The organism is Variovorax sp. dw_954 (assembly GCF_018449755.1).
In the GTDB taxonomy this organism is placed as follows: domain Bacteria; phylum Pseudomonadota; class Gammaproteobacteria; order Burkholderiales; family Burkholderiaceae_C; genus Variovorax.
Genome location: NZ_JAAVVD010000001.1, coordinates 342241 through 359880 on the forward strand (window position 1 = coordinate 342241; position 17640 = coordinate 359880).

At 67.5% G+C, this 17640-nt stretch carries 13 protein-coding genes; 4 read left to right on the forward strand and 9 right to left on the reverse strand.

The window, feature by feature from the left end:
• Positions 1–96 precede the first annotated feature (96 nt).
• A complete protein-coding gene (gene ffh, locus HB681_RS01570) occupies positions 97–1485 on the forward strand; it encodes a signal recognition particle protein (RefSeq protein ID WP_213952982.1) in 1389 nt (462 codons plus the stop codon).
• A 159-nt stretch (positions 1486–1644) separates the two neighbouring features.
• The gene (locus HB681_RS01575; RefSeq protein ID WP_213952983.1) at positions 1645–2391 is read left to right on the forward strand and encodes a sterol desaturase family protein; all 747 of its coding nucleotides are present in this window, start codon (positions 1645–1647) and stop codon (positions 2389–2391) included.
• Positions 2392–2519: 128 nt separating this feature from the next.
• On the opposite strand, the gene mdoH is transcribed toward HB681_RS01575, so the two are convergent.
• The 6 genes from mdoH to HB681_RS01605 all read right to left on the reverse strand — a co-directional run bounded on the left by mdoH (position 2520) and on the right by HB681_RS01605 (position 10488).
• Positions 2520–4532 (reverse strand): glucans biosynthesis glucosyltransferase MdoH, encoded by a 2013-nt coding sequence (gene mdoH, locus HB681_RS01580; protein WP_213952984.1) that lies wholly within the window; start codon positions 4530–4532, stop codon positions 2520–2522.
• Positions 4533–4926: 394 nt separating this feature from the next.
• On the reverse strand, positions 4927–6336 hold the full coding sequence (locus HB681_RS01585) for a sigma 54-interacting transcriptional regulator (protein ID WP_213952985.1): 1410 nt from the start codon (positions 6334–6336) through the stop codon (positions 4927–4929).
• 43 nt (positions 6337–6379) lie between these two features.
• The gene (locus HB681_RS01590) at positions 6380–6967 is read right to left on the reverse strand and encodes a hypothetical protein (protein ID WP_345944607.1); all 588 of its coding nucleotides are present in this window, start codon (positions 6965–6967) and stop codon (positions 6380–6382) included.
• A 58-nt stretch (positions 6968–7025) separates the two neighbouring features.
• Complete coding sequence (locus HB681_RS01595; RefSeq protein ID WP_213952987.1) at positions 7026–8453, reverse strand: HAMP domain-containing sensor histidine kinase; 1428 nt, start codon at positions 8451–8453, stop codon at positions 7026–7028.
• On the reverse strand, positions 8453–9823 hold the full coding sequence (miaB, locus tag HB681_RS01600; RefSeq protein WP_213952988.1) for a tRNA (N6-isopentenyl adenosine(37)-C2)-methylthiotransferase MiaB: 1371 nt from the start codon (positions 9821–9823) through the stop codon (positions 8453–8455). The genes HB681_RS01595 and miaB overlap by 1 nt, the downstream gene beginning before the upstream one ends.
• 188 nt (positions 9824–10011) lie before the next feature.
• Positions 10012–10488, reverse strand: coding sequence for a hypothetical protein (locus tag HB681_RS01605; protein WP_213952989.1), 477 nt, complete (start codon positions 10486–10488; stop codon positions 10012–10014).
• A 207-nt stretch (positions 10489–10695) separates the two neighbouring features.
• On the opposite strand from HB681_RS01605, the gene HB681_RS01610 reads away from it, so the two are divergent.
• Complete coding sequence (locus HB681_RS01610) at positions 10696–11913, forward strand: efflux RND transporter periplasmic adaptor subunit (protein WP_213952990.1); 1218 nt, start codon at positions 10696–10698, stop codon at positions 11911–11913.
• On the forward strand, positions 11910–15056 hold the full coding sequence (locus HB681_RS01615) for an efflux RND transporter permease subunit (protein WP_213952991.1): 3147 nt from the start codon (positions 11910–11912) through the stop codon (positions 15054–15056). The genes HB681_RS01610 and HB681_RS01615 overlap by 4 nt, the downstream gene beginning before the upstream one ends.
• Before the next feature lie 119 nt (positions 15057–15175).
• Here the strand turns inward: HB681_RS01615 and HB681_RS01620 are convergent, their stop codons facing one another.
• The 3 genes from HB681_RS01620 to HB681_RS01630 are packed head-to-tail and all read right to left on the reverse strand — an operon-like array spanning position 15176 to position 17638.
• Positions 15176–16129, reverse strand: coding sequence for an alpha/beta fold hydrolase (locus HB681_RS01620; RefSeq protein WP_213952992.1), 954 nt, complete (start codon positions 16127–16129; stop codon positions 15176–15178).
• A gap of 1 nt (position 16130) precedes the next feature.
• Entirely contained in the window at positions 16131–16943 is an 813-nt protein-coding gene (locus HB681_RS01625; protein ID WP_213952993.1) for an alpha/beta hydrolase, read from the reverse strand.
• A complete protein-coding gene (locus HB681_RS01630; protein ID WP_213952994.1) occupies positions 16934–17638 on the reverse strand; it encodes a 4'-phosphopantetheinyl transferase superfamily protein in 705 nt (234 codons plus the stop codon). Before HB681_RS01630 ends, HB681_RS01625 begins: the two co-directional genes overlap by 10 nt.
• Positions 17639–17640 lie beyond the last annotated feature (2 nt).

The window sequence follows — 17640 nt, forward strand, 5'->3', positions numbered from 1 at the left end:
CCGCGGCATTCCCCGCAGCCACCGGGCTCACGCATACTGTCCGGGTTTCTTTCGTCTTCCATCGGCTCGCGGCAGCGGGCAACAAGGCATCTCTTCATGGCCAACGCTCTCTCTGAAAAGTTCTCGCGCCTCGTCAAGCAGGTCAGCGGCCAGGCCCGCATCACCGAGGCCAACGTGCAGGACATGCTGCGCGAAGTGCGCATGGCACTGCTGGAGGCCGACGTGGCCTTGCCGGTGGTGCGCGATTTCGTCGCGCGGGTCAAGGAAAAGGCGCTCGGCCAGGAAGTGCTGGGCTCGCTGAAGCCGGGCCAGGCGCTGGTCGGCATCGTCAACCGCGAGCTGGCCGCGACCATGGGCGAGGGCGTGTCGGACATCAACCTCGCGGCGCAACCGCCGGCGGTGATCCTCATGGCCGGCCTGCAGGGCGCCGGCAAGACCACGACCACGGCCAAGCTGGCCAAGCACCTGATCGAGAAGCGCAAGAAGAAGGTGCTGACCGTGTCGGGCGACGTGTACCGTCCGGCCGCCATCGAGCAGTTGAAGACCGTGACGAAGCAGGCCGGCGCCGAGTGGTTCCCGAGCACCGCCGACCAGAAGCCGCTCGACATCGCCCGCGCCGCCATCGACCATGCGCGCCGCCACTTCTTCGACGTGCTGCTGGTCGACACGGCCGGCCGCCTGGCGATCGACGAAGTGCTGATGACCGAGATCAAGCAGCTGCATGCGGCGTTGAACCCGGTCGAGACGCTCTTCGTCGTCGACGCCATGCAGGGCCAGGATGCGGTCAACACCGCCAAGGCCTTCAAGGACGCGTTGCCGCTGACCGGCATCATCCTCACCAAGACCGATGGCGATTCGCGCGGCGGCGCGGCGCTGTCGGTGCGGCAGATCACCGGCGTGCCGATCAAGTTCGCCGGCACCAGCGAGAAGATCGATGGCCTCGAGGTGTTCGACGCCGACCGGCATGCCGGCCGCATCCTGGGCATGGGCGACATCGTGGCGCTGGTGGAGCAGGTCACGGCGGGCGTCGACGTTGCCGCGGCGCAGAAGCTCGCGAACAAGGTCAAGAGCGGCGGCGGCTTCGACCTGGACGACTTCCTCGGCCAGTTGCAGCAGATGAAGCAGATGGGCGGCCTCTCCAGCATCATGGACAAGCTGCCTTCGCAGATGGCGGCCAAGGCGACCGAGGCCGACCTCACGCGCGCCGAGCGCGACATCCGCCGCAAGGAAGGCATCATCAACAGCATGACCCCGCTGGAGCGCCGCAAGCCGGAGCTGCTCAAGGCCACGCGCAAGCGCCGCATCGCGGCCGGTGCCGGCGTGCAGGTCCAGGAAGTGAACCGGCTGCTCAACGAGTTCGAGCAGATGCAGGGGATGATGAAGAAGATGAAGGGCGGCGGCCTCATGAAGATGATGAAGCGCATGGGCGGCATGAAGGGCATGCCGGGGATGGGTGGGGGCGGGGGCGGAATGCCGCGCTTCTGAGCCTTCAATCCGGTGGGTAAGGCATAGCCACTCGGATTGGGGAGACGTGGCACATTCCACGGTTCGTCTGCGGCAAATCGCTGGAGTCGCACCGTCGGCCCTTCGGTGCCGCGCGACTGCCTGACACTCCGAAGCCAGTCCAATCTCCATCGAACACCCGTGTCCACTCTCCTCAGCTACCCCCTCGTTCTCAAGGGCTCCGCCTTCCTGTTGATGGTGACGATCTTCGGGCTGCTCGAATGGCGCTGGGGCGCGCGCGAAATTGAGTGGCGCAAGGTGCTATGGCGCGACCTCGTGGCCCAGGCCTTCTATGCGTTCGTGGTGATCAAGGCGGCGTTCTTCCTGAATCTCTGGTTCCATGTGCAGGGCCCTTGGCCCGAGGCCATCGGAACCTGGCCCTTCCCGGTGCGCTTGCTGGCCTACCTTCTGGTCGCGGATTTCGGCGCGTACTGGATGCACAGGCTCGTGCACGTCGGTGTGCTATGGCATGTGCACCGCTGGCACCATTCGCCGACACACATGTACTGGCTGGCCGGGTGCAGGGGTTCGATCCTGCAACAGGTGCTGTTCAACCTGCCCTACATCTTCGCGAGCCCGCTGCTCGGCGTCTCGCCCTGGTGGCTGGCGAGCGGCTTGTTCGGCCTCTATGCGCTGACCAATGCCTGGATGCACATGAACGTACGCTGGAAGCTGGGCTGGGTCGACTGGCTGCTGGTCACGCCGCGCACGCACGAGATCCACCACAGCGACAACCCGGCGCACTACAACAGCAACTTCGGCGTGCTGCTGTCGATTTGGGACCGGATGTTCGGAACGTACAGGAGCCCGAAGGATGTGGATTCCGCGGCGCTGAAGTTCGGGATTCCGGAGACGGTGCCGGTGGGGCGGATGGCGATCGGGTTTTGAATGTGGGAGGGTGATGCCCGGGCGTTCGGGTGCGTGAACGGAGCAAGGTACGCCGTCGGCGTGCTCCCGCTCCAGAACCCAAGAAAAAGCGCCCCAACAAAGTGGGGCGCTCATTGCCAGAAGCGGTCTCAGGCAGTCAGCGCCGCAGGACGCGCCAGACGCACCGCGTGCATCCACGCCCGGCGCAGCACCGCAGGCGAGCGGGACTCTTCCGGAATCAGCAGGTAGCCGCGTTCGCGCAGGCTGGTGCCCAGCCCGATCTGGCTCGTCAGCACGGTCAGCGGAATCGCCAGCAGCAGCGGCAGGCCAACCGGCATCAGCCAGATCAACGCACTCGGGTCGATCAGCGCGATGCCCAGGGCCAGGGCCAGCACGACCAGGCTCATCGGCGCCAGCGTCGAAGCCGCATCGCGCCACGGCACGGCATTGGCTTCACGCGGAGGCGACTTCCAGTCGAGCTTGATGCCGGTGAGGGCGACCACCACGAACAGCGAGTGCGCAATCATGCGGACCGGCGCCTGCACGATGGCCAACGCGCTCTCGAGCGCGGCGCTCTTGACCAGGCCCCACAGCCCGCCGTACTGGTTCTGCTCGCCACGCATCATCACGGCGGCAATGCCGAGGATGCGGGGCAGGAACAGCAGGCACAGCGTCCAGACCCACAGCCCGGCGAGTTCCGCCGGAAGCACGTCCCATTGGCCCAGCAGGCTGGTGCCGCTCAGCCAGAGCGCGGTGCCCAGCGTCAGGAACGCGAGCCACAGCGGGGCCGAGACATAAGCCATGGTGCCGGTCACGAACATCGCGCGGTGCACCGGGTGGATGCCGGGCTCGGCCACCAGGCGGGCGTTCTGCAGGTTGCCCTGGCACCAGCGGCGGTCACGCGTCAGCTCGGCCAGCAGATCCGGCGGTTGCTGTTCGTAGCTGCCGACCAGGTCGGACACCAGCCACACGTGATAACCGGCGCGGCGCATCAACGCGGCTTCGACGAAGTCGTGCGACATGATGCCGCCCGACATGCCGCCGGTGCCCTTGATCGGGGCCAGCGCGCAGTGGTCCATGAAGGGCTTGACGCGGATGATCGCGTTGTGGCCCCAGTAGTGCGACTCGCCGAGTTGCCAGAACTGCATGCCCAGCGTGAACAGGCGACCCGTGACGCGCGATGCGAATTGCTGCGCCCGGGCGTGCAGCGTGACGTGGCCGATGGCCTGCGTCGCGGTCTGGATGATGCCGGCGCTCGGGTTGGCTTCCATCAGCTTGACCATCGAGCTCAGGCAGTCGCCGCTCATCACCGAGTCGGCGTCGAGCACGACCATGTAGCGGTAGTCCTTGCCCCAGCGGCGGCAGAAGTCGGCGACGTTGCCGGCCTTGCGGTGCGTGCGACGGGTGCGCAGGCGGTAGTAGACCTCGACCTGCGGCTGGCTCGGGTTGGTGGCCAGCGCGGCGCGCAGGTCTTCCCAGGCGGCGCGCTCGGCGGCGGCGGTCTCGGGGGCGTAGCTGTCCGACAGGATGAACACGTCGAAGTGCCTGGCATTGCCGGTGGAGGCGACCGATTCGCAGGTTGCGCGCAGGCCGGCGAACACCGTGGCCACGTCTTCGTTGCAGATCGGCATGATGATCGCGGTGCGGGCTTCCGGGTTCATCGGATGGTCCGCCACCTGCTTGACCGACAGCGCATGCTTGTCTCCGCGCACGGAAACATAAAAACCCATCAGCGCGGTCACGAAGCCGGTGACGACCCAGCCGGAGAGCAGCGCATAGAGGCCGATCTGGCCGTATTCGAGCCAGGCGTTGTCGTAGTCCGGCTGGATGTTGGCAAACAACATGGCGGCGATCACGGTGCTGAACAGGGTCAGCGCCATGAAGGCGAGCCGGCGTCGTTGTGCGGCGCGTTCCCACGCCTCTTTCTTCGGCGCCGCGACAGGCGCCGAACGGCGCGCGCCGCCGGCGCCCAGGCGCACGAGCATGGCGGTGCCGATGCTGTTCCAGAAGCCGCGCCACGGCCGCGGCGCCATGGAACCGCGGTTCACCGGCGGGGCCGTGACGGAGTTCGGATGACGCTCTTCGCGCAACGGGCTGCGCGCCGGGGCGCTTTCAACCAGCGCCTGAAGTGTGCTCAGCTGTGAATAGTTGCTCGGCTTCATGGGGGCGGCCTACCAGTGTTGCCTGGCAGAGCCAAGCGTGTCGCCGATTGCCGGAAAGCGCTTGAAGACGCAATCAGGCGCCGCGCCGCTGGACGCATCGTGCGCCGCGTGCGGATGTGCCGCGCCACGGGGACGCGAGAGCGAAACCCGTTTTTGACGGAGGCCGTCGCGCTGCGAACGCAGTGCGAATGTGGGGCTGAGATGTGCTGTCATGCCAGTACAGGGGCAATACCTGTGCCAGCAGGGAATTCAGCTTGTGCATCAACGACTTGCGTCGCTTTACATGGGGTTTACCCGAGATTTCGGGTCCGGGAGGGGTGGAAACCTCCGCTTTTGTCGCCGCACGGCGACAAGCCCCGCCGTTCAATTTCGATAACTCAATGAAATCAAAGACTTAGCTGCGTCGCTCCTCGGCGACAGGCTCGCCGGGGCCGCCGCCGGCGTCGGACTTGAACAGGCCTGGTGTCAGTTCGTGCTTCTGCAGCAGCCGGTAGAACTCGGTGCGGTTGCGGTCGGCCATGCGGGCCGCATCGGCCACGTTGCCGTCGGTCAGCTTCAACAGGCCCACCAGGTAGTCGCGCTCGAAGCGCTGCTTGGCTTCGGCGTAGGTCTGCACCTCGACCGTCGGCACGCGCAGCGCCCGCTGCACCAGCGACAGAGGGATCAGCGGCGAGGTCGACAGGGCGCACACCTGTTCCACCACGTTGAAGAGTTGCCGCACGTTGCCGGGCCACGCGGAAGTCGTCAGCGCCTTGAGCGCCTCGGGCGCGAAGCCCGAGAGCCGCTTGCCGTACTTCGCCGACAGTCGGTTCAGGAAGTGGTTGGCGAGCAGCGGGATGTCTTCGCGCCGCGCGCTGAGCGGCGGCAGCGTCAGTGTCACGACGTTGAGACGGTAATAGAGGTCTTCGCGGAACTGGCCGGCTTCCATCGCGGCATCGAGGTCGCGATGGGTGGCCGAGATGATGCGCACGTCGACCGCGATCGACTGGCTGCCGCCGAGCGGCCGCACCGCGCGCTCCTGCAGCACGCGCAGCAGCTTGACCTGCAGGGCCGGCGGCATGTCGCCGATCTCGTCGAGCAGCAGCGTGCCGCCGTCGGCCTGCTGGAACAGGCCCTTGTGGTTGGCCACGGCGTCGGTGAAGGCGCCCTTCATGTGGCCGAACAGTTCCGACTCGAGCAGCGCCTCCGGGATCGCGCCGCAATTGACGGCGACGAAGGGCTTCTCGGCGCGCGCGCTGGCACGGTGGATGGCCCGGGCCAGCAGTTCCTTGCCGGCGCCGCTGTCGCCGCGCAGCAGCACACTGGCGTCCGACTTGGCGATCATGCGGGCCTCGGCCAGCACTTCGGCCATGCGGTTGCTGCGGCTCACGATCTCGGCGCGCCAGCTTTCGTCGCTGCCCTTGCTGGGCAGGTGGACCGGGGCGCCGAGGGCCAGCGCCTGGCCGATCTTCTCGAGCAGCTCGCGCGCCTCGTAGGGCTTGGTCAGGTAGGTGAAGACGCCGCGCGCGGTGGCCTCGACCGCATCCGGAATGGTGCCGTGCGCGGTCAGCAGGATCACCGGCAGGGAAGGATGGCGCTTGCGGATCTCGTCGAACAGCGCGAGGCCGTCCTTGCCGGGCAGCCGCACGTCGCTCAGCACCAGTTGCGGGTGTTCGATTTCCAGCTGCGTGAGCGCGGATTCGGCCGAGGTCACGGCCGTGACCTGGTAGCCGGCCGAGTTCAGCCGCATCGAGAGCAGGCGCAGCATGTCGGGGTCGTCGTCGACCACCAGCAGGCGCGCCCCGGGCGATGTCGTATCGGTCACGGGACGACTTTCGTGGTGCTTCGCACTGCGGTGCGACCGGCGTTCATGGCGTGGCCCTGATGGTGTTGCTGGGGCGGCCGAAGCTTCGCTCGATGGCGCGCAGCGCTTCCATCCGGTCGTTCAACTGGTCGATGCGCCGCTGAGCTTCGCGCACCTGCTGCGCCTGGCGGTCGCGATCTTCCTCGACGCGGCGTTGTTCCACATAGCGCTGTGCGAGCGCACGGGCCAGCGGCTGCAGCGACTGTGCCTCGGCGGCTGGGTTGCCGATCACGCGCTGCATCAGGCTGAGCGCGCGCACCAGGTCGGGCGGGTTGCGTGTCTGCGCCAGCGCGATCGCCAGTTGCATCTGTCCTACCGGGGAATCGGCGGGATCGCCGAGGCGCGCGATCTCGTTGCCCAGTTCGTTCCCGCCAAGGGGCCGGATCCGGTCGGCGTAGGCGAGAACTGTCGCGCTGGGCGAAGGGCTGTCGGCGGACGGCGGCAACAGGCGCGTCGCCGGCGCGGTCGGCTCGACTTCGACCGGTGTCACGCGCGGCATCGGCGGTGGCGGCGGCGGAGCCTGGACCGCGGGCTTGATCACCGAGGGCAAGGCGCAGCCGGCCAGGAGCAACGGCAAAGCAATCGCGGTCACCCGCGAGGTTCTGCGAACGATGTGGAACAACATGAAAAGGGAAACAGGGATATCCGGCTCATGCGGCGCGGGGTAGCTCGATGCGAAAACGTGCGCCGGGGCCGTCGGGCAGCAGCGTGATATTGCCACCATGTGCAGCAATGTACTCCTGCACGATCGAAAGGCCGATGCCTGTGCCTTTGACCGCATGCTCCGGCTGGCGTTCGCCGCGGAAAAAGGGTTCGAAGACGCGGTCGCGATCGGCCGGTGCAATGCCGGGCCCGGCGTCGCTGATGTCGATGCGGGCCACGCCTGGCTCATGCGACACGGCAATGGTGATGGTGCCGCCGCGCGTCGAGAAGCGGATCGCGTTCGACAGCAGGTTGGCGATGGCCGTGCCCAGCTTGACCGGGTCGACCGTGGCCGTGACGGGCTCGCCTTCGGCCCGTACCTTGAGGCCCTGGGCCTGCCATTGCAGGCGTTGCGCGTCGATCTGTTCCTCGATCAGCGGCAGCAGCGCGGTGCGCTCGCGCCGCAGTTCGCGCGCCTCGAAGGCTGCTGCATTGAAGCGCAGCAGCGCCTCGATCTGGCCCTGCAGCGACAGCGTGTTCTGCTGCAGGATCTGCGTGACCTCGCGCTGGGCCGGGTTGAGCGCGCCGGTCACGCCGTCCTCCAGCAAGGAAACGCCTTCGCGGAGCGCGGCGAGTGGGGTCTTGAGTTCATGCGACACGTGACGCAAAAAACGCGCCTTGTCGGCATCCAGTTCGGTCAGCCGCAGGCGCAGCCATTCGAGCTGCTGCGACACGCGCCGCACGTCGACCGGGCCACGGATGTTGATCGGCTCGTCCAGGCGGTTCTGCCCGAGCCCGACGATGGCGCGCTCGATGCGCTTGAAGGGCCGTGCCAGCCACACGCCAAAGGCCAGCGCCAGCGAGACCGCCAGCGCGCTGGCCGCCAGCACCTGGCGCATGAGCCGTTCGCCGGCGTTCTGGATGCGTTCGGCCAGCGCATTGTTCTGCGTCTCGATCAGGTTCTGCGCCTGCTGCGCGATGGCCGTGTTGAACCCGTCGAGTTCGCGGAACTGCAGGGCCACGCTGTTCTCGCGGGCCAGCGCGGTGTCGCCGGGGCCGTCCATGAGCCCTTCGATCGCGCCGAGCTGCTCGCGCCAGCCGACCACCGACTCCGGCGGCAGGCCGTTGTCCACCAGCTTTCCGACGACGGCGGTGGCGTCGCGCACCGCATCGTTGAAGCGGCGGCGCAGCATCGCGTCGTTCAGCACCAGCGACTGCCGGCCCGCGCGCTCCATCGCCGCGCTGCGCTCGGCCAGCGACTGCGCGCCGCCGGACAGCGCCAGCGCGCGTGCCGCCGCGTTGCGGCTCTCGGTCATCAAGGTTTCGTACTGGAACAGCGAGCGCAAGGCCACACCCACCAGCAGCGCAGTGATGACGAGGAACGCGAACAGCAGCAGTTGCTGGAACGAGCCGCGGGAATATTTTGATGTGGGCATCAGGTGGCGAGCGCCGCGGGGGCGGTGGCCGGCGCGGTGATGTCGTCGCGGATCGGCACCTCGCCGCGCAACGTGTAGGCCAGCGACTTCGTGATGCGCAGGTCGATCATCTGGCCGACCAGGCGCGGGTCGCCGGCGAAGTTGACGACGCGGTTGCATTCGGTGCGGCCCATGAGTTCGGTGGCGTCCTTGCGCGAGGCGCCTTCGACGAGCACGCGCCGGGTCTGCCCGACCAGCGCGTTGCCGAAGCGCTTGACGTTCAGGTCGATCACGGCCTGCAGTTCGTGCAGGCGCGCGAGCTTCACGTCGTGCGGCGTGTCGTCATGCAGCGCCGCGGCCGGTGTACCAGGGCGCGGGCTGAAGATGAAGCTGAAGCTGGCGTCGAAGTCGCAGTCGTGGATGAGCTTCATCATCTTCGCGAAGTCCTCGTCCGTCTCGCCAGGGAAGCCGACGATGAAGTCGCTGCTCAGGGCCAGTTCCGGACGGATGGCGCGCAGCTTGCGGACCGTGCTCTTGTATTCCATCGCCGTGTAGCCGCGCTTCATCGCCATCAGGATGCGGTCGCTGCCGTGCTGTACGGGCAGGTGCAGGTGCGAGACGAGTTGCGGCACCTTCGCATAGGCCTCGATCAGGCGCGGCGTGAACTCGTTCGGATGGCTGGTCGTGTAGCGGATGCGCTCGATGCCGGGGATCTCGGCGATGTATTCGATCAGCAGCGCGAAGTCGGCGATCTCGGCGGTGTCGCCCATCTTGCCGCGATAGGCATTCACGTTCTGGCCCAGCAGCGTGATCTCGCGCACGCCCTGGTCGGCCAGCCCGGCGACCTCGACCAGCACGTCGTCGAACGGGCGGTTGACTTCTTCGCCACGGGTGTAGGGCACCACGCAGTAGCTGCAGTACTTGGAGCAGCCTTCCATGATCGACACGAAAGCCGTCGCGCCCTCGACGCGCGCTGGCGGCAGGTGGTCGAACTTCTCGATCTCGGGGAAGCTGATGTCCACCTGCGGCCGGCCCTGCGACTCGCGCTGGTTCAGCATCTCGGGCAGGCGGTGCAGGGTCTGCGGGCCGAACACGATGTCGACGTAGGGCGCGCGGGCGATGATCGCCTCGCCTTCCTGGCTGGCCACGCAGCCGCCCACGCCGATCTTCACGCCCTTGGCCTTCAGGTGCTTCACGCGGCCGAGGTCGCTGAACACCTTCTCCTGCGCCTTCTCGCGCACCGAGCAGGTGTTGAACAGGATCAGGTCGGCCTCGTCGACGTTCTGCGTGGGTTCGTAGCCCTGGGCTGCGTTCAGCACGTCGGCCATCTTGTCCGAGTCGTACTCGTTCATCTGGCAGCCGAAGGTCTTGATAAATACTTTTTTGGACATGTTGTTTCCCTGGGGGCGATGTCCATCGTGGGCACTGTCGCACGCGATGGACGCAAACGAATTCGTGGAGGGCGGGATGCAGCCACAAGGAGCGTAGGCCGGATCGCCGGCATTTCTCCCGCGGCAGTTGCGAAGCCCTTGCGCCCCCTGTGTTCAAGGGTTCCTGGCGCAGGGCCCTGTTCGCGGCCCTATTCGCCGTATTTCGGCAGTTGGTCGAACGGCGTCTTGCCGTCGTCATGGGGCCGGCTGGCGGCTACGAAGGGCCAGAAATTCAGGAACGGCCGCTCGGCCGTTTCCCGCTCGATGGAGGCTTCCTCTGGCGTCAGGATCCACACCTGCGACACCAGTCCGGCCGGGTCGCGCGTGTAGTTGACAAGGAACTTCTGCCCCTGGATGGCGCCCACCATGACCAGCATGTTCTGCGGGCTGCGGATGCGGGCGCCGGGCGAGAGCCGGCCGGGCTGGCCGTCGAGCATGACCTCGGGAGCATTGAGGATCAGCAGCTTGCCGCGCAGGGTGCCGGTCGGAAAGTTGCGACCGCCGATGACGGCCTCGGGCGAGACCTGGGCTTGCGCGTCGGTGGCGAGAGGGCCGACCGCACTGGCCAAGCCAAGGGAAAGCGCTAGCAGGATTTGAGTTGTGGCGGATTTTTTGCAGCGATTCATGGGGTATATCCAGAGGCTGTGAAGCGGCGATTCTACCGAGGGGCCTCAGGGAATTCCCCAAGGGCTGGAATGCGATCCTTCGCTGGCGTTGGATCAATCTTTTTGCCGGTTGTGGACTCCACCCCTCGACCACTGGTCCAATGGTGACTATTCGTAAACAAGCTGGCGTTTTTTACTCGATGCTGGCAGTACCTTGCAAGTCGTTCCATGAAGAAAAAAATTGTTGTCACCCTTGCCGGCGTGTTGGCCGTCGCCGCAGCCGGGGGCTGGTGGTGGGCGGGCCACAGGCAGCAGGCCGCGGCCAAGGCCGATGGCGCCGGCGCGCCGGTGGCCGCGCCGGCACTGGTGACGCTCAGCGCCGCGCTGAAGCAAACCGTGCCGGTCACGGTGGAAGTCAACGGCAGCGTGGTGTCGCTCAACAGCGTCGACCTGCGTCCGCAAGTCACCAACACCGTGCGCGAGGTGCATGTGAAGGAGGGGCAGTTCGTCAAGGCGGGGCAGTTGCTGTTCACGCTCGACGACCGGCCCGACCAGGCCAACCTGGCCAAGGCCCGCGCCCAGCAGCAGAAGGACGAGGCCACGCTGGCCGACTATGAGCGCCAGTACCGGCGCGGTCAGGAAATGGTGGGGCAGGGCTTCATCGCCAAGAGCGCGGTCGACACGATCCTTTCGCAACTGGAAGCCCAGAAGGCCGCCATTGCCGCGGACCGTGCCGCCGTGCAATCGGCGCAGGTGGCGCTGGGCTATGCGACCTTGCGCGCACCGATCGCCGGGCGCATCGGCGCGGTCGCCATCTATCCGGGCAGCCTCGCGCAGCCCACGGTGCCGATGGTCACCATCACCCAGTTGGACCCGATCGCGGTGAGCTTCCCCGTGCCGGAAGGGCAGTTGCAGGACCTGTTGGCCGCGGCGCGGACGCAGACGCCGGTGGAGGCCGTGGTTGCCGGCCGGAAGAAGCCGCTGATGGGCGTGCTGAACTTCGTCGACAACACGGTCGACCCGCAGATCGGCACGGTGCGCGCCAAGGCGGTGTTCGGCAACGAGGACCAGGCGCTGTGGCCCGGCCAGTTCGTGGCCACGCGCGTCACCGTGCGCACGCTGCGTGACGCGACCGTGGTGCCCGCTGCCGCGCTGATGATGCTGGGCGACGGCGTGTCGGTTTATGTGGTCGACGCCGAGCAGAAGGCGACGCGGCGCCAGGTCAAGACCCCGTACACCTTCGGCACGCAGGTGGTGGTGACCGGGATCGAACCGGGCGAGCAGGTGGTCATCGAGGGCAAGCAGAACGTGCGCCCGGGCGGCAAGGTGCGGGTCGAGAAGCCGGCCGCGCCCAGGACTGCACCGGGCGAGCCTTCGTCGGCCGTGTCGCCCGCGTCGCTTTCGCCGGGGCAAGCGGACGCGCTGCCCAGGCAGGTGAAGTCATGAACGTCTCGGAGCTTTGCATCCGTCGTCCCGCGATGACGGTGCTGCTGTCCGCGGCGGTGGTGGTGATCGGCATCTTTGCCTACTTCAGCATTCCGGTGGCGGCCCTGCCGAGCTACAACACGCCGGTCATCAACGTCAATGCGCAACTGCCGGGCGCGAGTCCGGACACGATGGCCTCGTCGGTCGCGCTGCCGCTGGAGAAGCAGTTCTCCACCATCCCCGGCCTGCAGACCATCAGTTCGACCAACACGCAGGGCGTGACCTCGCTGACGCTGGAATTCGTGAGCACCCGCGACATCGACGCGGCCGCGGTCGACGTGCAGGCTGCGCTGCTGCGGGCGCAACGCCAGCTCCCGGCGGAACTGACGCAGATGCCGTCGTACCGCAAGGTCAACCCGGCCGACGCACCGGTGCTGTTCATCTCGCTGCAGTCGGATTCGATGAACCCGACCGAGCTGAACGACTATGCCGAGAACCTGATCTCGCCCACGCTCTCGACCATCGACGGCGTGGCGCAGGTGGCGGTGTACGGGCGCAAGGCCTTCGCGGTGCGCATCAAGGCCGACGCCAATCTGTTGAACGCCCGCAACATCACGCTCGACGAACTGGCCAACGCGGTGCGCCTGGCCAATGCCAACACGCCGGTGGGCGTGCTCGACGGCCCGCGCCAGACGCTGACCATCCAAGCCAACGAGCAGATGCTGAAAGCCGCCGACTTTGCCCGCGTCATCGTCGGCCAGCGCAACGGTGCGCCGGTGCGGCTCGACGAGGTCGCGACCATCGAGGACAGCTTCGAGTCGGTGAAGACGGCGAGCAGCTACAACGGCAAGGACTCGATCACGCTGGCCGTGCAGCGCCAGCCCAATGCCAACACCGTGCAGGTGGTCGACGCGGTTCGTGCGCTGCTGCCGCGCTTCAAGGCCGAGCTGCCGCAGTCCGTGCAGATCGACATGGTCAACGACCGGTCCCTCTCGATCCGCGAGGCGGTGCATGACGTGCAGCTCACGCTGATCGGCACCATCCTGCTGGTGGTGCTGGTGATCTTCCTGTTCCTGCACCGGCTGGTGGCCACGCTGATCCCGGCCGCCACCATTCCGATCTCGCTGATCGGAGCCGTGGCGCTGCTCTATGCCTTCGGCTACAGCCTCGACAACGTGTCGCTGCTCGGCATCACGCTGGCCGTGGGGCTGGTGGTGGACGACGCGATCGTGGTGCTCGAGAACATCATGCGCTACGTCGAGAAGGGCATGCCGCCGATGGCCGCCGCGCTGCGCGGCGCGCGCGAGGTGGGCTTCACCATCGTCTCGATTTCGATCTCGCTGGTGGCGGTGTTCATCCCGATCTTCTTCATGCCGGGCGTCATCGGCCTCTTGTTCCACGAGTTCGCGGTGGTGGTGGCGCTGGCGGTGCTGGTGTCGGCGATCGTGTCGCTCACGCTGGTGCCGATGCTCGCGAGCCGCTTGCTCAAGCAGGTCGACCACGAGCCCGGCAAGCTCGACCATGAGGAAGTGCATCCCGAGCCCGGCACCGCGATCGGCCGCGCTTTCGAACGCCTCTACCAGGCCACGCACGGCGGCTACATGCGCTCGCTCGACTGGACGCTGAAGCACCGTCCGATCATGCTGGGCTTGGCCGGCCTGACCTTCGTCGTCACCGCCTGGTTGTTCGTCACCATCCCGAAGGGCTTCTTCCCCGAGGAAGACATCGGCCAGATCCAGATCACGACCGAGGCCTCCGAGGACATCTCCTTCACCGCCATGAAGACCTTGCAGGCACGCGTGTCCGACGCGCTGCAGGCCGATCCCAACGTGGCCTACGTGACCTCCTTCGTCGGCGCCGGCGGGCCGACCGCCACGCAGAACGCGGGCCGCCTGTTCGCCGTGCTCAAGCCGCGCAGCGAGCGCATGAAGATGCCGCAGGTGCTTGAATCACTGCGCAAGCGTTTCCGCGAGATCCCGGGCATCGCCGTCTACATGCAGCCGGTGCAGAACCTGCGCCTGGGTGGTCGCCAGAGCAAGGCACGCTACCAGTACACGCTGCAGAGCGTGAACGCCGGCGCGATGGGCGAATGGGCCGGCAAGATGATGGAGCGCATGCGCGCCGACCCCGACTTCCGCGACGTCACAAGCGATTCGCAGAACCGCGGCCTGCAGGCCACGCTCGACATCGACCGCGACAAGGCCGGCGTGCTCGGCGTGCAGGTCGGCGACCTGCGCACCGCCCTGTACAACGCCTACGGCGACCGCCAGATCGGCAGCATCTACGGCGCCAGCAACACCTACCAGGTGATCCTGTCGGCGGCCGACAACGACCGCCAGTTCGAACAGGACATGTCGCGGCTGTCGGTGCGCAACAAGGCCGGCCAACTGGTGCCGCTGACCGCGTTCACCACCGTGCGCCGCACCATCGGCCCGACGGCGGTCAACCACCAGGGCCAGTTGCAGGCCATCACGCTGTCCTTCAACCTCGGGCCCGACGTGCCGCTGGGCAATGCGACCGCGAAGATCGACCAATTCAAGCAGGACATCAAGATGCCCGAGTCGATCATCACCAGCTACGGCGGCGATGCGGCGGTATTCCAGAGTTCGCAGGGCAGCCAGGCGGTGCTGCTGATCCTGGCGGTGCTGGTGATCTACGTGCTGCTGGGCGTGCTGTACGAGAGCTACATCCACCCACTCACCATCCTCGCGGGCCTACCCTCTGCGGCGGTCGGCGCGCTGCTGTCGCTCAAGCTGTTCGGCTTCGACCTGACGCTGATCGCGACCATCGGCATCCTGCTGCTAATCGGCATCGTCAAGAAGAACGCGATCATGCTGATCGACTTCGCGCTGGACGCGCAGCGCACCGAAGGCATGCGGCCGGTCGACGCGATCCGCGAGGCCTGCCGCCTGCGCTTCCGCCCGATCCTGATGACCACGCTGGCCGCGCTCATGGGTGCGCTGCCGCTGGCGCTGGGCCTGGGGGCGGGCGCAGAGTTGCGGCAACCGCTGGGCGTGGCCGTGGTGGGCGGGCTGATCTTCTCGCAGGTGATCACGCTCTACATCACGCCGGCGATCTACCTGGCGCTGGACCGGTACAGCGGCACCGGGCCTTTGTTGAGCTTGCCGGGGGAGCGCACTGTGGGCGTGGTGGCTCACCAATAGCCGGGGTCAGCGGCGAGCAACAGCGAAGCCTGTTCGTGGGCACCCGCGGAACCGGCTTTGCCGGGCCGCTGGGTGCGCCCTCTTGAAGGGGGTAGCGCCGCAGGCGCTTCGGGGGTGGGCTAATGTGACCCGACCGGGCCCAGCAGGCGCGGCGTCACGCTCGCCTGCAGCGGCGCGTTCACCGTCACCGGCTTGCTTCCCGCTGCGCGATGCTGCTGCGCCGGCGTCCGCCCGGCCACCACCCGCAGCACCCATTCGCTCACCACTGCCTGGAAGGTGTGCTGCGAGGCCAGCGTGGTGATGCTGTGGTCGATCTCGGCGATGAACTGGTAATCGATGTGCTGGGCGTACGGCTCCGACGCGAAGCGGCCAAGCTGGTCGCGGCCGCGGTCGCGCACGTGCTTCGTCCCGGTGTAGAGGAAGAACAGCGCGACGCCACGGCCCACCAGTTCGGTCATCGAGCGGTGGAAGGTCGCTTCCGTTTCCTCGCGCGACACGGCCCGCATGAAGTTGACCGGCGCTGCCGCCGCCGCTGCCTTGGCCGAGAACTTGCGATGCAGCCAGCGGATGGACTTGGCGATCACGGCCGGGTTGGTCGGCGCGGCCATGGCGCGGCGCAGGGTGAGTTCCAGCTGCGCGCGCCGGGTCGGGAACGCGTAGCTGTCGAACATCAGGATGCCGACGATGCGCGGGTCCACCATCGCGGCGGCCATGCCGTTGGTCGAGCCGGAGCACAGGCCGATCACGATGAAGCGGCGGATGCCGAGCATGGTCTCGATGAGGTTCATCGCGGCCTGCATGTCGAACACCACCTGCGTCATGTAGTGGTTGGCGCTGGCCGGCGCGCCGCTGTCGCCCAGGCCGGCCAGGTCGAAGCGGATGCTGCTGATGCCGTACTCCGACGACATGTGCCGTGCCAGCTTGACGTTGGCGCGGTGCGGGCCGACGCGGTGCGTGGCACCCATGTTGAGCATGAGGCAAGCGACGGGCGCCATGCGTCCTTCCTCGCTCGGCGTCGTGACGATGCCGACGAGGGAACTGTCGCCGCCGAAAAGAACCGGTGTTTCTTTCATGTCACTTACCTACTTCCGCCAGCAGGCGCTGCACAGCTTCGGCTGGCACCATGGCATTGTGGGGATGTGGATCGGAGACCCATTCCATTGGATGCTTGAAGGGCAGCAGGCGCAACGGCATGTGCCGCGCCAGCTCGCCCTCGGCCCAATGGCGGGTCGCGACGTCGTCTTCGCTCGCGAGAGCGGTTGTCTGGTAGAGCGCGGTCAGCGGCAGCGAGGCGGCGTCGAGCGCGCGCAGCTGCCCATGCAGCACCGGCGAGATCTCGAAGCCGAGCAGTTCGCCGGTGAAGGTCTCGGGCGGCTGGGCCAACTGGCGGCGCCATTCGGCCTTGGGCACGACGAAGGAGCGCTCCAGTGCGTCGACGTGCCGCTCCCGCAACTGCGAGAGGTAGTCCTTGCCGTCGACGATCGGGTCCCATAGCAACAATCGCGCAGGGTCGCAGCGCCCGCTGTGCGCAGCCATGATCGCCACCGCCGCACCGAGCCGGGCGCCGAGCCAGACCACGTTGCGCGCCTCGGTCAGGCGGACCAGTTCCTCGTGGGCCACGCAGACATCGCGACGCCAGCCTTCGAGCTCGGCCTCGGATTCGTCGCCGGGCGAGTCGCCGCTGCCGTAGTAATCGAAGCGCAGCACCGACACGCCGGAGCGCGCCAACCGATCCGCCAGCACGCGCACCAGCCGATGCGCGCGGATGGCTTCCTGGCCGAAGGGCGGGCAGATCAGCACTGCCGTTGCGCCGACCCGTTCGGCAGGGTGGAACAGCCCGAACAACTGGCGTGATGAAGGTCCGAACATGAGCGGGGTCATGCGCATGCCTCGCATTCCTCGGTTGCGCCGGCCTTGACGGTCAGCACCATGGCCAGCGCCGCCACCGCGCCGTCGCCGCCGTCGGTGGACACCAGCGCCAGGTGCATCGGCCCGCCGTCCAGCGGCATCGCCACGTGCATCGCCACCGGCCGGATGCCGACATGGAACGAGCGCGTGTCGAGCCCGAGGCCCACGCCGACAGCCTTGAGGCAGGCTTCCTTGCGCGTCCAGCAGCGGAAGAAGGCGAGGTCATGCGCCGGCCCGGGCTCGATGGCCGCGAGCGCGGCCTGCTCGGCCTCGTCGAAGTAGTTGGCGGCGAGTTCATCCGCATCGGGCATGGGGCGCACCAGTTCGATGTCGACGCCGATCTCGGCCTGCTCGCTCAGCGCGATCAGGCCCACGCCCTGGCTGTGGCTCAGGTTGAAGTGCACGCCCGTCGCGGCCTCCAGCTTCGGCTTGCCGAAGCTGCCCGCGGTGAAGTGCAACTGGGCCGCATGGCGGCGCGCCGGGCCGGCAAGCGTCTGGCGCAGCGCGACGTGGGCCGCCTGGTAGCGGCTGCGGTCGCGTGCGAAGACGAAGCGGCGTGCCCGGTCAGCCTCGGCCTGCGACAGGCCGCGCAGCGCGTCGGGCGCGGGCGGGGTATCGAGGTCGACGCGCCAGAGCGCGCAGGCCAGTGCCGAGGGGAGTGCCGTGATGGACATGC

Excerpts from the sequence above, each read along its gene's own strand:
- ffh (WP_213952982.1), top strand. The coding sequence starts at position 97 with ATGGCCAACGCTCTCTCTGAAAAGTTCTCGCGCCTCGTCAAGCAGGTC.
- mdoH (WP_213952984.1), bottom strand. The coding sequence starts at position 4,532 with ATGAAGCCGAGCAACTATTCACAGCTGAGCACACTTCAGGCGCTGGTT.
- HB681_RS01595 (WP_213952987.1), bottom strand. The coding sequence starts at position 8,453 with ATGCCCACATCAAAATATTCCCGCGGCTCGTTCCAGCAACTGCTGCTG.
- miaB (WP_213952988.1), bottom strand. The coding sequence starts at position 9,823 with ATGTCCAAAAAAGTATTTATCAAGACCTTCGGCTGCCAGATGAACGAG.
- HB681_RS01605 (WP_213952989.1), bottom strand. The coding sequence starts at position 10,488 with ATGAATCGCTGCAAAAAATCCGCCACAACTCAAATCCTGCTAGCGCTT.
- HB681_RS01610 (WP_213952990.1), top strand. The coding sequence starts at position 10,696 with ATGAAGAAAAAAATTGTTGTCACCCTTGCCGGCGTGTTGGCCGTCGCC.
- HB681_RS01615 (WP_213952991.1), top strand. The coding sequence starts at position 11,910 with ATGAACGTCTCGGAGCTTTGCATCCGTCGTCCCGCGATGACGGTGCTG.
- HB681_RS01620 (WP_213952992.1), bottom strand. The coding sequence starts at position 16,129 with ATGAAAGAAACACCGGTTCTTTTCGGCGGCGACAGTTCCCTCGTCGGC.
- HB681_RS01625 (WP_213952993.1), bottom strand. The coding sequence starts at position 16,943 with ATGCGCATGACCCCGCTCATGTTCGGACCTTCATCACGCCAGTTGTTC.
- HB681_RS01630 (WP_213952994.1), bottom strand. The coding sequence starts at position 17,638 with ATGTCCATCACGGCACTCCCCTCGGCACTGGCCTGCGCGCTCTGGCGC.